At 64.4% G+C, this 12,318-nt stretch carries 9 protein-coding genes and 1 tRNA gene; 2 read left to right on the forward strand and 8 right to left on the reverse strand.

The window, feature by feature from the left end:
* Nucleotides 1–140: 140 nt before the first annotated feature.
* Together hrpA and AB0O52_RS03670 are read right to left on the reverse strand one after the other, a co-directional pair.
* Complete coding sequence (hrpA, locus tag AB0O52_RS03665) at nucleotides 141–4,124, reverse strand: ATP-dependent RNA helicase HrpA (RefSeq protein WP_364533479.1); 3,984 nt, start codon at nucleotides 4,122–4,124, stop codon at nucleotides 141–143.
* Nucleotides 4,125–4,137: 13 nt separating this feature from the next.
* Nucleotides 4,138–5,124: a YafY family protein gene (locus tag AB0O52_RS03670; RefSeq protein WP_364533482.1), complete on the reverse strand. Its 987-nt coding sequence runs from the start codon at nucleotides 5,122–5,124 to the stop codon at nucleotides 4,138–4,140.
* A gap of 309 nt (nucleotides 5,125–5,433) precedes the next feature.
* Here AB0O52_RS03670 and AB0O52_RS03675 point away from each other — a divergent pair, with 309 nt between their 5' ends.
* Nucleotides 5,434–6,402: a helix-turn-helix domain-containing protein gene (locus AB0O52_RS03675; RefSeq protein WP_364533485.1), complete on the forward strand. Its 969-nt coding sequence runs from the start codon at nucleotides 5,434–5,436 to the stop codon at nucleotides 6,400–6,402.
* Here the strand turns inward: AB0O52_RS03675 and AB0O52_RS03680 are convergent.
* The 3 genes from AB0O52_RS03680 to AB0O52_RS03690 form a co-directional block, all read right to left on the reverse strand.
* A complete protein-coding gene (locus tag AB0O52_RS03680) occupies nucleotides 6,399–6,710 on the reverse strand; it encodes a protealysin inhibitor emfourin (protein ID WP_364533488.1) in 312 nt (103 codons plus the stop codon). The two genes, AB0O52_RS03675 and AB0O52_RS03680, sit on opposite strands and share 4 nt — an antisense overlap.
* A 33-nt stretch (nucleotides 6,711–6,743) precedes the next feature.
* Entirely contained in the window at nucleotides 6,744–7,760 is a 1,017-nt protein-coding gene (locus tag AB0O52_RS03685; protein WP_364533491.1) for a M4 family metallopeptidase, read from the reverse strand.
* Nucleotides 7,761–8,394: 634 nt separating this feature from the next.
* Nucleotides 8,395–8,467, reverse strand: a tRNA-Arg gene (locus AB0O52_RS03690).
* Nucleotides 8,468–8,675: 208 nt separating this feature from the next.
* Between AB0O52_RS03690 and AB0O52_RS03695 the strand changes: the two genes are divergently transcribed.
* Nucleotides 8,676–9,254, forward strand: coding sequence for a VanZ family protein (locus tag AB0O52_RS03695; RefSeq protein ID WP_364533494.1), 579 nt, complete (start codon nucleotides 8,676–8,678; stop codon nucleotides 9,252–9,254).
* A 140-nt stretch (nucleotides 9,255–9,394) separates the two neighbouring features.
* Here AB0O52_RS03695 and AB0O52_RS03700 read toward each other — a convergent pair whose 3' ends face one another.
* The 3 genes from AB0O52_RS03700 to AB0O52_RS03710 are packed head-to-tail and all read right to left on the reverse strand — an operon-like array spanning nucleotide 9,395 to nucleotide 12,211.
* Entirely contained in the window at nucleotides 9,395–10,918 is a 1,524-nt protein-coding gene (locus AB0O52_RS03700; RefSeq protein ID WP_364533497.1) for an FAD-dependent oxidoreductase, read from the reverse strand.
* Entirely contained in the window at nucleotides 10,915–11,787 is an 873-nt protein-coding gene (locus AB0O52_RS03705; RefSeq protein ID WP_364533500.1) for an FAD:protein FMN transferase, read from the reverse strand. The genes AB0O52_RS03700 and AB0O52_RS03705 overlap by 4 nt, the downstream gene beginning before the upstream one ends.
* Before the next feature lie 4 nt (nucleotides 11,788–11,791).
* Nucleotides 11,792–12,211: an FMN-binding protein gene (locus AB0O52_RS03710; RefSeq protein WP_364533503.1), complete on the reverse strand. Its 420-nt coding sequence runs from the start codon at nucleotides 12,209–12,211 to the stop codon at nucleotides 11,792–11,794.
* Between the last annotated feature and the right edge of the window lie 107 nt (nucleotides 12,212–12,318).

Genomic DNA, 12,318 nt, shown 5'->3' on the forward strand with positions numbered 1-12,318 from the left:
AAGACCGCTATAAGTGAGCGAGCGTTTGGGTTTGGGGGCAGATAAGTGAGCGAGCGTGTGGATTTGGGGGCAGATAAGTGAGCGAGCGTTTGGATTTGGGGCATAAGTGCAGGAGCGGGTGTCTTAGCCGCTCGCGGGGCCTACGCGGGTGCCAACGCCTGGTTGAGCACCGTCCGGATACGCTTTTCCGAGACCGAGTAGGCCGTGCCGAGCTCGACGGCGAAGAGGCTCACGCGGAGTTCCTCGATCATCCAGCGCACCCGTGTTAACTCCGCTCCTGCCCGTCGGCCGGGCAGGAACGCGGAAACGGCGTCGTCGTAGTCGTCCTCCAACGCCTGCACCACCGACATGTTCAGCCCGTCGCGCTGCACGTTGTTGGGGAGCTTTTCGAGGCGCTTCTCGATTCCGGCCAAATACCGCGGCAGCTGGCTCAGCTGGGCGTAGCCCGTCTGTGCCACAAAACCAGGGAACACGAGTTGCTCCAGTTGGCTCTTCATATCGTTGAGGGCACTGATCAAGGCGAGGCTCGTGCCGGCCTTGAGTTGCTTCTCGATCCGCCGGGTGCTCCCCAGGATGCGCTCGACGACGGCGGTCACCGTGAAGACGGTGTCGATCAGTTCGGCCCGGACCAGCTCGTACAGGGCATCGAACGCGGCCCTGTCCCAAGGAAGTTCGGCCGGAGTCAGCTTGTCGATGGCCGCCAGGACGCAGTCCGCGATCAAGGCGCTCACCGAACCATGGGGGTTCTGGCTGAACGTCAACTTCTCCGTGTTGCTCAAATGTTCCAGGACGTAGCGGTCCGGGGCGGGAACCCGAAGGGCAAGCAGCCGGATCACGCCGCCGCGCATCGCCGACTCCTGCTCTGCCCGGGTCTGGAACACGCGCAATGCCACGGATTTGCCCTCGTCAACGAGAGCGGGAAAGCCCGTGACATCGTGCCCCTTCACTGTGCGCGTCACTTGGCGTTCGATGGCTCCGAAAGTCCACTCGGTGAGGCCGGTTTGCTCCGACAGGAAACCGGCGGACTGCGGGGCCGCGCCGCCGCCGTTTCCGCCGGAGGCTCCGGCGCCCCCGGCACGTGGGCCGCCCTTCGGAGCGTTGGCGCGTGCCGTCGTCGCAGGTGTTGCCCCGAGGGATTCGGCGATGGCCCGGCGGGTAGCCGGGGCCAGCCGCTCCTGGAGCGCGGCAAGGTCCTTGCCTTCGTCGAGCACCTTGCCGCGGCTGTCCACAACTTTGAAGCTGACGCGCAGGTGCGCCGGAACGGCGTCCCAATTCCACGATCCCGGAGGGATGATGTGTCCCCGGATGCGGCGCAGCACCAGCTCAAGCGAGGCCTCAAGATCGTCTGATGCAGGATCGAAGTCGGTTTCCAAGGCAGCAGCAGCTTGCCGGGCCACATCCGGGGCCGGCACGAAGTTCTTGCGGATGTGTTTGGGCAGCGACTTGATCAGGGCCGTGACGAGCTCGACCCGCTGGCCGGGTATTTGCCATCGGAAGGCGGCGTCGTCGAGCTGGTTGAGGAACAACACGGGAACCTCGGCTGTGACACCGTCCGAGGGATTTGGCGGCGAGCCGGGCGCCACGGGATGGAACTCGTAGCTCAGGGGCAACTCAAAGCCCTTGTGCAGCCAGGTTTTCGGGTAGGCGGAATCGTCCAGGGCTTCGGCGTCCTCGCTGATGAGCAGCGATTGGTCGAAGTCGAGCAGGGTGGGGTCCTGCTGGCGGGCTTCCTTCCACCATTTGTCGAAGTGGCGTTCGGAGACCACGTCCTTGCCGATTCTGGCGTCGTAGAACTCGAAGAGCGTATGGTCGTCCACCAGGATGTCCCGGCGACGCATCCGTGTCTCGAGTTCCTCGATTTCGTGGAGCAAGGCGCGGTTGCGGTGGAAGAATTTGTGGTGGGTCTTCCAGTCGCCTTCCACGAGGGCGTGCCGGATGAAGAGTTCGCGGCAGAGCTCCGGGTCGATCCTGCCGTAGTTGATGCGGCGGTTCGGGATGATCGGAACTCCGTAGAGCATGACCTTCTCGTGCGCCATGACCGAACCCGTCCGGGCGGACCAGTGGGGTTCGCTGTAGGAACGCTTCACGAGGTCCGGTGCAACCTGCTCGGCCCACAAAGGATCGAACTTCGCCGCGACCCGGGCCCAGAGGCGGCTTGTTTCAACCAACTCCGCAGCCATCACAAAGGCAGGCGACTTCTTGAACAACGCCGAGCCCGGGAAGATGGCGAACCGGCTGCCGCGTGCTCCGGCGTATTCGCGCTTGCGTTCATCCAGCATGCCGATGTGGCTCAGCAGTCCCGAGAGCAGGCTGATATGGATTGCTTCGTTGTTGCCTACGGGGTCGGCCTCGCGCTTGTTGTCGATAGTGATGCCCAGCGGCTTGGCGAGCTGGCGCAATTGCTGGAAGAGATCCTGCCATTCGCGGACGCGCAGGTAGTTGATGAACTCGTTCCTGCACAGCCGGCGGAACTGCGTGGAGGAAAGCTCCTGCTGCTTTTCCTGGATGTAGTTCCACAGATTCAGGAATCCGGTGAAGTCGGAGTTCTCGTCCCGGAAGCGTGCGTGCTTCTCCGCCGCAAGCTGCTGCTTGTCGCTCGGACGCTCTCTCGGATCCTGGATGGTCAAAGCAGCCGCCAGGATCATGACTTCCTTCACGCAGCCGCGCTTTCCGGCTTCCACGATCATCCTGCCGAGCCGGGGGTCGACCGGGAGTTGGGCCAATTTCTGCCCGACGGCGGTCAGGCCGCCGCTGGTACGCCCGTTGCCGCCGTCGACGGCGGGGGGAGTGCCGCCGTCGCCGGTGCGCGCCGCGCTTAGGGCGCCGAGTTCGCGCAGCAGCGTGACGCCGTCGTTGATGGCACGGGAGTCCGGCGGCTCAACAAAGGGGAAGTTCTCGACGTCTTTGGGGCCGCGGGCGACGCCCATCGCCGTCATCTGCAGGATGACGGCAGCGAGGTTGGTCCTCAGGATCTCCGGGTCAGTGAACGGGGGGCGGGACTCGAAGTCTTCTTCGGAATAGAGCCGGATGGCGATACCCTCGGAGACGCGCCCGCAGCGGCCGGAACGCTGGCTTGCCGATGCCTGTGAAACGCGTTCGATCGGCAGCCGTTGCACTTTGGTGCGGTGCGAGTAGCGCGAGATGCGGGCCGTGCCGGTGTCGATGACGTACTTGATGCCGGGCACCGTCAGCGAAGTTTCCGCGACGTTGGTGGCAAGAATGATCCGCCGCTTGCCGCCGGGGTTGAAGACCCTGTGCTGCTCCTGCAGGCTCAATCGGGCAAACAACGGCAAGACTTCCGTGCCCGCCAGCCTGCGGTTGGCTTGGATCCGGCCGTTCAGGGCCTCCGCGGCGTCGCGGATCTCGCGCTCGCCGGAGAAGAACACCAGGATGTCTCCGGGCGCCTCAAGCGCGAGTTCGTCGACGGCGTCGCACACGGCGTCGAGGGGGTCCCGGTCTTCCTCAAGCTCGTCATCGGACGCGTCCTCATCGTCGCCGGAGGCCCCGGATGCCGGTTGGGACAGCGGCCGGTAGCGGATTTCCACCGGGTAGGTCCGGCCCGAAACCTCGATGATCGGCGCGGGTTCTTCCTCGCTGCCGAAATGCTTCGCGAAACGCTCGGGGTCGATGGTCGCGGAGGTGATGATGACCTTCAAATCCGGCCTTTGCGGCAGGATCCGCTTGAGGTAGCCCAGGATGAAGTCGATGTTGAGGCTGCGTTCGTGTGCCTCGTCGATGATGATGGCGCTGTACTTCCGCAGCAGCTTGTCCCGCTGGATCTCGGCCAGCAGGATGCCGTCGGTCATGAGCTTGATTTTGGTGGCCCGGCTGACTTCGCCGGTGAAACGGACCTGGAAGCCCACTTCCTGCCCGATCTCGACGCCCATCTCGAAGGCGATGCGTTCGGCGACCGTGCGCGCGGCAAGGCGGCGCGGCTGGGTGTGGCCGATCAGGCCCTTGTCCCCGAGGCCGAGTTCCAGGCACATTTTGGGGATCTGGGTGGTCTTGCCGGAACCGGTTTCGCCGGCGATGATGGTCACCTGGTTTGCGGCGATGGCCGCCATCAGGTCCTCGCGGCGCTCGGAAACGGGCAGCTCTGCGGGGTAGGAAATATGAAGTGTCATGGCTGCTGACAGTCTACTGTGGCGGCGCGTCGCCTTGCAGTCCGCGATGCCCGGCGGCATTTTCCAGTCGCCCGGCCATGGTGCGCGCGTAGTCCTTGAATTCTTCCGGGGAGATGATTTCGAAGTCCATGTCGAGCGCTGCGAGGTGCGCCGCGGGCTGGGCCAGGCTGTCCCAGCCGGCGCGGAGCAGGGTCGCGTTCCCGCCGTCGTCGCTCAAGCTCGCGAGCTGCGGGCCGACGACGGCGGCCACCTCGCCGATGGGGGCGTGGAGGCGCACGACGACGTCGTAGCGGTAAGGCGAGCGGGTCACGGACCGCTGGACGTAGTCCGCGAGGTCGTTGGCTGGCAAGGGACGCGGCAGGTACTTTTTCCGTTCGCCCGGAAGTGAGGCGATGCGGTCGGCACGGAACGTGCGCCAGTCTTCCCGGTCCACGTCCCAAGCGACCAGGTACCAGCGCCGCCCGGTGTCCACCAGCCGGTATGGCTCCACCAGGCGCCGGCCGGTGTCGCCGTCGGCCTTGACGTAGTCGAAACTGAGTTGCCGCTTGTCCGCAATCGCAGCAGAGACCACCGTGAGCTGCTGCGGGTCGACCGACGCCGCGTTGCTGGGCAGCGTGGTGACTGCGGCCTTGAGCATCGCAAACTTCGGGCGGAGACGTGCAGGCAGCACCTGTTCGAGCTTGGCAAGGGCTCGAACCGATGCTTCGCCAATACCTGCCACGGGACCTGCCGCCACCGAGTTCAGCCCCAAGGCGACCGCGAGTGCTTCATTGTCGTCGAGCAGCAGCGGCGGGAGCTGCGCCCCGGCGCCCAGCTGGTAGCCGCCGGCTATGCCCGGCGAGGCATGGATGGGGTAGCCGAGGTTCCGGAGCTTGTCGATATCGCGGCGGACCGTGCGCTCGGTGACACCCATCCGGTTGGCCAATGCCGGGCCGGTCCATTCGCGCCGGACCTGCAGCAAGGACAGCAATTGCAGCAGCCTGGCGGACGTCTGGATCATGGCATCGAATCTAGCCCACGACGCGGACAAAAGTCGTCCGTGTCCGGGGACAGACTGTGCTTAGAAAGCGCGCAATGTCCAGCATGAGTTGTCAGGCAGGTCCCTCGAGGTCCAAGGCTCGGAATGGTCGGGGGGAAGGTGGCCGCGGCCGTCCCGAAGGACCGCTGAGATGGAACCGGCGGCAGTGATGAGGAAGACGATGAATAGCAAAACTCCGATGAACTCCATGACTCCATCGTGTTCCTGGTGCACTTCAAGAAACAGTGGCAGAAACGACCCATTTAGGCAATTTTCTGCCACACTGGATCTATGTTGAAAACGGTGGCAATCATTGTTGTTCCCAACTTCTCGATCTTCGAATTCGGGACGGCCTGCGAGGTCTTCGGCATTGACCGCGCGGACCGGGGGAGCGGCGTTCCCGGTTTTGACTTCAGGGTCTGCACTCCGATCCCTGGAGAGGTGAAGATGAAGTCGGGCCTGTCGATGCATGTCGCCTTGGGCCTGGAAGCTACGGCCGATGCCGACCTGGTCATCATGGCCCCGTACGGACGGGATGAGGACGTCCCGGAGTCTGCATTGGATGCGTTGCGGGCGGCGCATGCGCGCGGGGCTTGGGTCATGTCGATTTGTTCCGGGGCGTACGCGCTTGCGCGTGCAGGACTCCTTGACGGGCGCCGCTGCACCACGCACTGGCACTATTCGCAGGACCTCGCCAGCAGGTATCCGAAGATTCACGTGGACGAAAATGTGCTCTACGTCCAGGACGGAAGGATCATCTCAAGTGCCGGCACGGCCGCCGGTATTGACGCCTGCCTGCATTTGGTCCGTGTGGAGTTGGGCGCCAATGTCGCTGCAGCCATTGCGCGCGACATGGTGGTTCCGCCCCACCGCGACGGCGGCCAGGCCCAGTTCATCGACCGGCCGATGCCCACGTGCGGCTCTGCGCCCATGGAGGCATTGCTGCGTTGGATGGTGGAGAACCTTGATCGTGACCACAGCGTCAACGAACTGGCGGCCCGGGTGCACATGTCCGCCCGGACCTTCGCCCGCCGGTTCCGGGCCGAAACGGGCGCCACACCGGCGGCCTGGCTCAACTCGCAACGGGTGCTCCGGGCGCAGGAACTCCTGGAAACCACGGAGCTGAACATCGACGAGGTTGCGCGCGAAGCCGGGTTCGGACATTCCGTGCTGCTGCGCCACCACTTCGCCAAGGTCCTGGCCACCAGCCCGCAGTCGTACCGCAGGGCTTTCCGCGGCCAGTTGGCGGAAGTGGGCTAGCGGCGGAGGGTCTCCCGGCCCTCGACCTTGGCGTTCTCCACGAGGGTGTGCCATGGCCCGGTGACATCGGTCTCCGGAAGCGTCGCCCGGTGTTGTCCGGCACGGATCGAATACATGAACCGGTCCGCCTGCCCGGCTGCCTTCCCGGCCGCCAGCGCGCGGGCCTGGCCGCGGGATGGCACTTGGTCCCAAGGGCACGCCTCCACGATCGGCATCCATCGTCGCTTGTCTTCGGAAGTGGCGGCATCCACGGTCCAGACGCGGGTGATCGCGGCGACGCCACCGCTGCGCTGGACAGTGATTTTCATGTTTTGCGGCTTCCACTGCTCCGGAGGGTGCTGCTAGAGCTTTACCTTCACAGTTTCCCACGCCTTATGGACCGCGTCATGCTCGGCTGAACCGGCGCCGAAGAGCTCCTCCGCCGACGCCACTGTGGCCTTTGCGAAGCGTCCGAAGGTGCACGTGGCAGGCAGTGAGCCGCTGGTCAGCGTGTTGTACCAGATCTGTCCGGGCGCTTCCCAGGCATTGCCGCCCAGCTCCAGGGCAACAAGGGAGAAAGCCCGGTTGGGGATGCCTGAGTTGATGTGCACACCGCCGTTGTCGGCGGTGGTGCGCACGTACTTGTCCATCGAGTCCGGCTGCGGATCCTTGCCGAGCACGTCGTCCTCATATGCGGTCCCTGGTGCTTTCATGGAACGGAGCGCGGTGCCTTGGACGGCGTCGGTGAACAAGCCCTCGCCGATCAGCCAGCTGGCCTCGGCAGCAGACTGCTTTTTGGCATATTGCTCCACAAGCGCCCCGAAAACATCCGACATGGACTCGTTGAGGGCTCCGGCCTGGTTCCGGTAGGCGAGGGCTGCCGTGTACTGGGTGACGCCGTGGGCGAGCTCATGCCCTATTACGCTGAGGGACTTCGTGAACCTTTGGAAGATCTCGCCGTCGCCGTCGCCGAAGACCATTTGGCTGCCGTTCCAGAAGGCATTGTCGTACAGCTGGCCGTAGTGGACAGTGGCATCGAGTTTCAGCCCGGCGCCGTCGATCGAGTTCCGGCTGAACGCACCTGCGTAAAGAGCGTGGGTTTCGCCCAGCCCGTCGTAGGCTTCATCGGCGGCCGGGTCGCCCGTCGCCTGGCCTTTCTCTTTGCGGACGAGCTTGCCGGGCAAGGCTTCGGTGGAGCCGGCGTCATAGATCGTTCGTTTGGGCGGCCCGGGTTTTGCCTGGCGCGCCGTCGGCCGAGGGACCGGCACCGGAAGCGCACGGACCGCCTGGAGGTTCTTGATGTGCAGCAGGGATTCCTTGGCTGCGCGGGCAATCGCCCGCAGGCGGGGCTCGTGCTGGGCCGCCAGCCTTCGCAGCATATAGGGAGGAACGATGGAACAGATCACGGCGAGCCCTTTCGTACCTGGTGGACGGGTACGAACAGCTTAGGAGCGGCCACCGACTTTTTAGCCGGGCCGGTGCGGCATGTCCGGGACACGTTCGGATCGAGGGCGGGTCCGGGGCCTGTGCCGTCGTCCCCTACTTTGGTGCGGGAAAGCGCTTGCGACACGGTGAGTAATGCCCTTCGGGTACTTTTGCACGGCAAACAAGGGGAGAAAGCTACGGCGCCCCTTTGTCTTGCCAAAACTCCGCCGGTACTTTGAACTGGCAGGGTTTCTGTTGTCCCCCCGGTAGGTGTCGAACTTAGGGCCTCCTGCGTCAAAGGCCGGCGCTCGATCCAGGACGGCATTGGAAGGGAAGCAGAATAGCTGACGTAGGAGGGCACTCGAAAAGGGCGTCACTACGATCCATCCGAGACCGCTGTGGTTTAGACGGCTCGCGCTGCCTTGGAAATGTCGTCAAACAGGCCAGCATGATGTTCTGCGCGCACCATGTGAGGGCACTGTCCTCTAGCAGTGAGACAAACCAATGCGCACGCTTGCCGTTCCCAAGAACCCGGCCATGATGCAGGAAAACCCCGCCGGTTTCTGGAACCGGCGGGGTTTTTCGTTGTGCCCTCGATAGGATTCGAACCTACGGCCTTCTGCTCCGGAGGCAGACGCTCTATCCCCTGAGCTACGAGGGCATCCGGGGCTCCCGTCCGTTGCCGGAGGGACGTCCATGAGCTTAGCAGGTCACCGCGCTGCAATGGAAAACGGGGCGCCGCCAGGAGCGCCGCAAGGGAGAACGGGCAAGGACCCTTCCGGAGCCACTTCGGTCGGATGCGGCACAATGAACGCGTTGAATCCAGGTCTCACAGGAGCAAGGCAGGTTCCCTCTGTACCGTCGTGCGGATGGGTGTACAACCGAAACTCGCAGCGGTCACGGATGACGGACCGAGTTGGCGACTCGCCACGAAACGCGCGAAAGCGGAGACCGTGGCCATCTTCGCCGTCTTCTCCCTCTACGCGGCCTTCCTGCTGAAGCTGCTTCTGTTCTCTCGTGCACCGGGTTCGGAGAGGTCGATCAATCTCATTCCGTTCGCGAGTATCGCGGAATACGCGTTCAGTCACTCTCCCGGCACCGAGAGAGTGGCGTTCGCCAACGTCGTGGGAAACATCCTGATCTTCATCCCGCTCGGAGTCTACGCATCGTGGCTCCCACATCGGGTGGCCGTATGGCGGACCATGCTTACGGTCGCCTCGGTCAGCGTCGCTGTCGAGGTCATCCAGGGCGTGTTCGGGGTTGGAGCATCGGACATCGACGACGTGATCCTGAACTTCGTCGGAGGACTCGTCGGAATCCTCACATTCAGGCTGCTCTCCGTGATCCTGCATAAGCGATCACGGGTACGCAGCGCGATGGCCGTGTTGTCACTGCTATCGCTGCCCGTCTGGTGCTACTTCCTCTTCATCATCCGACTACACATGTGAACCCAACCCACAACCCTCGGCCTCAGAGCAGTGCGGCCTTGGAGGGCGTGTCTCCTAATCACGGATCATCACCCAGGTGTGGGCGAGTGCGTGTTGAACCTCGGCGGCCATCCTCGCCACGAGGAATACGCCACCCCCCGTCAGTAGCCCGCAAAAGCGTCCACATGGATTCGCCGGGCTCCGGCATGGCGGGCGGCAGAGCGAAGGGCATCGACGTTCGCCGGCGACCCGGAGACGTAGACGTCCCGCTCGGCGATATCGGGGATGAGCTCCCGCAGGGAGTCGCCGTCGATGCGGTTCCGCCCGGCGTCGTGCATGAACGACGGCGGCGGGGAACCGTCCGAAAGGCGGGCGATGATCCGTGCGCCCGAGGCCGCCAGGACGTCGCTCCCGGCAAGTTCGGCGGCGCCGGGGGCAAGATACAACACGACGATGTCCCTTTGCGCGGAGTCGTGCGATGCGAGCTGGGACAGGAAAGGCGTGATCCCGATTCCCGCGGCGATGAGCAGCACGGGTTTGCCGGCGTCGGGCGGTAAGACAAAGTCGCCGCCCACGGCGGTTCCCTGCACGCACTCTCCAGGCTCCAGTGCGAGCAACGCGCGCTTGGCGGCGGAGACAGGTTCCGCCGTGCCGACGCCGAATGTCATCTCGGGCGAGTCCGGCGCGCTGGTGATGCTGAAGACCCGTCGCCGTCCTTTCCCGTCGGAGGGCGAGTGCGGAAGGTTGAGTTCCATGAACTGCCCCGGGAGGAAACGGACCGGCCGTCGCGGCTCAAAACGGAATTCCGTGGTGAAGGGCGTCAGGGGACGCGAACCCTTGAACGTCAGCATGATTCCGCCCCGCTGTCCCATGAGGAATGCCAGGAGGTTCCCGATGAGCAGCGCGAGCTCGGGCGAATTGGCGATGACGCCCGCCAGGTTGTAAGGCACGGCGAAAAACAACGCCACGACGACGGCCAGCGACACTTGCTGCCAGCGGCGGGGAGGCAGGGTGAGGGGCTCGGTGAGCATGAAGCCGGCGAAAAACAGCAGCGGCTGCTGCGAGATCGGCTGCCACAAGGCCGAGCCCAAGGTCATGCCGCCGCGCAGGAGCACGGCGCACACCACCGACACCGCCACCACGAGGAACGCGCAGGCCATGAGCACCTTCAGCGTCCGGTACAGCACCAGCAGCACGCCGGGAACCAGGAGCCACAACATGGCCGGAGTTGCCGCCCACCACGTGGCGATGTTCAATCCGGTGAGCCCGGCGATGAAGGCGCCCGCCGCGGCGGGATTGAAAATATGCCGGCCGCGGAAGGCCAAGACGTATTTGGAGGCCGAGGCGACGACACACGCCACGGCGACTCCGGCGAGATTGGGGATCTGGACAGAGGGAATCAGCTCGGTGGGCCAAAACAGGAAGTACAACAGAAGGCCCGTGATGAGCGAGGACTCCGAATGCGGCTGGACCTTGAAGAGCATGGCAACGAGCCGGTTGGAGGCGTACGTCAGACCCAGGCACAGCACAAGGTGGACCAGCATTTCAGGCAGCCCGAAGCTTAGCCAGCCCAAGGCGTTCAACACCATGCTGTACGCTGCGAGCACGGCAAGGACCCAGAGGATCAGCCGGTACATCGTGAAATGGCCGAGCCAGGCATCCACGCGCGCTTTGATGGCAATCATGAGAACAGTGTCCCTTCGAAGCCGGCCGAATAGGCGGCGTGTCCGTCCGAATAAACCTTGAGCCAGGAGAAATCGAATTCCTTGGCAAGGACCGCGGGATCCACCATGAAGAGCGCCGTGGCCAGGGCATCGGCTTCCATGGCGGTGGCAGCCATGGTCCACGTGGCCACTACCGTCTCTATCGGGCGACCGGTCGCGCCGTCGAGGACGTGGTGCAGTCCGTCGCCCCACGCGCGCCGGTTGGCTGCGGAAGCGCACAGCGCGCCGCTGTAGAGTTCGACGACGCCGATCGCCTGGGCGGGGTCGTAGGGGTGTTCGAGGGCCACGCGCAATGGTTCCGCCCCGGAATGGAGCATGTCGCCGCTGGCATCGACAAGGAACTCCGTGATTCCCGCTGAGCGCAGGACCCCGGCCGCAAGGTCCACCAACTGGCCCTTCCCTGCGGCGCCGATGTCCAGGACCACCGGAGCGGAAGCGGAGATCGCAGAGCCCTTCCACTCCAGGACGTCTTCCCACCGCGGTGCCGGCACCGGGTGCCCGAGGGGTCGCAGGGCATAGTCCGCCCCGTAGCCCAGGCGCTCGAGACTGCCGCCGATGAGAGGCGTCATGGCGCCGTTGCTGAGGCGGTACAGCTTTGTGAAAAGCTGCTCGAGCTCGCCCGCCCCCGCCGGGAGAGTCACGGTGCCGGGTTCACGGGCGAGCACTGTAATCAGGGAGTCGTCCCGGAAACGCGAGTAGCTTCGGTCGTAGTCCGCCACGACGCCGAGCAAGCCGGCTCGCACCTCCTCCGGGAGTTCCTCCGGCGTCGAGATTTCCCACGCGGTCCCGATGCCGTCAAAGCTGAAATCGCTCCAGCCCGTGTGCGTCATGCGTCTATTTGGCCTCGGACTTGATGGTTTCCACGGCCTTGTTGAATCCTTCGCTGGTCAGCGAGGAGCCGGCCACCTTTGAGACGTTGATCTCGTCCAGTTTCTTGCCGACCACCTGCGCGGCGATGCCGTTCTTGAACTGTCCTTGGAATTCCTTGGTGTTCGGGTTGTTCGCATGGACGGTGATGTCCACCGCGGAAATAGTGCCACCGGCCAAGGTCAGCTGGACGCCCACGGTTTCACCGCCGTTGGGTGAAATGTAGTCACCGTCCGCGCTGTAGGTACCGTCCTTGTACGGACCGGAAATCGTGGAGGTCTTTTGCGGCGTGCTGCCTTGGGCCGAAGGGGCGCAAGCTGCCACCGAACCGGCCAGGGAGAGGCCGGCGGCGCCCACCAGAAGGCCCTTGCGGAGGGGCGTAGTCATGGTTCTGCTCGTTTCAACTGGGCAAGTCAACTGGGCAAGTCAACTGGACAAGAAAAGGGTCATGGCAATGTGCTGCGGGCCGGGGGCCGCTCACACGATTGACGTTG

Origin of the sequence: Arthrobacter sp. NPDC080073 (assembly GCF_040686575.1) — a bacterium.
Taxonomy (GTDB): Bacteria; Actinomycetota; Actinomycetes; order Actinomycetales; family Micrococcaceae; genus Arthrobacter.

What these genes read in the sequence shown, in the direction of transcription:
- AB0O52_RS03710 (WP_364533503.1), bottom strand. Translation starts at nt 12,211, where the DNA reads ATGACTACGCCCCTCCGCAAGGGCCTTCTGGTGGGCGCCGCCGGCCTC.
- hrpA (WP_364533479.1), bottom strand. Translation starts at nt 4,124, where the DNA reads ATGACACTTCATATTTCCTACCCCGCAGAGCTGCCCGTTTCCGAGCGC.
- AB0O52_RS03685 (WP_364533491.1), bottom strand. Translation starts at nt 7,760, where the DNA reads ATGCTGCGAAGGCTGGCGGCCCAGCACGAGCCCCGCCTGCGGGCGATT.
- AB0O52_RS03680 (WP_364533488.1), bottom strand. Translation starts at nt 6,710, where the DNA reads ATGAAAATCACTGTCCAGCGCAGCGGTGGCGTCGCCGCGATCACCCGC.
- AB0O52_RS03675 (WP_364533485.1), top strand. Translation starts at nt 5,434, where the DNA reads ATGTTGAAAACGGTGGCAATCATTGTTGTTCCCAACTTCTCGATCTTC.
- AB0O52_RS03695 (WP_364533494.1), top strand. Translation starts at nt 8,676, where the DNA reads ATGGGTGTACAACCGAAACTCGCAGCGGTCACGGATGACGGACCGAGT.
- AB0O52_RS03670 (WP_364533482.1), bottom strand. Translation starts at nt 5,124, where the DNA reads ATGATCCAGACGTCCGCCAGGCTGCTGCAATTGCTGTCCTTGCTGCAG.
- AB0O52_RS03700 (WP_364533497.1), bottom strand. Translation starts at nt 10,918, where the DNA reads ATGATTGCCATCAAAGCGCGCGTGGATGCCTGGCTCGGCCATTTCACG.
- AB0O52_RS03705 (WP_364533500.1), bottom strand. Translation starts at nt 11,787, where the DNA reads ATGACGCACACGGGCTGGAGCGATTTCAGCTTTGACGGCATCGGGACC.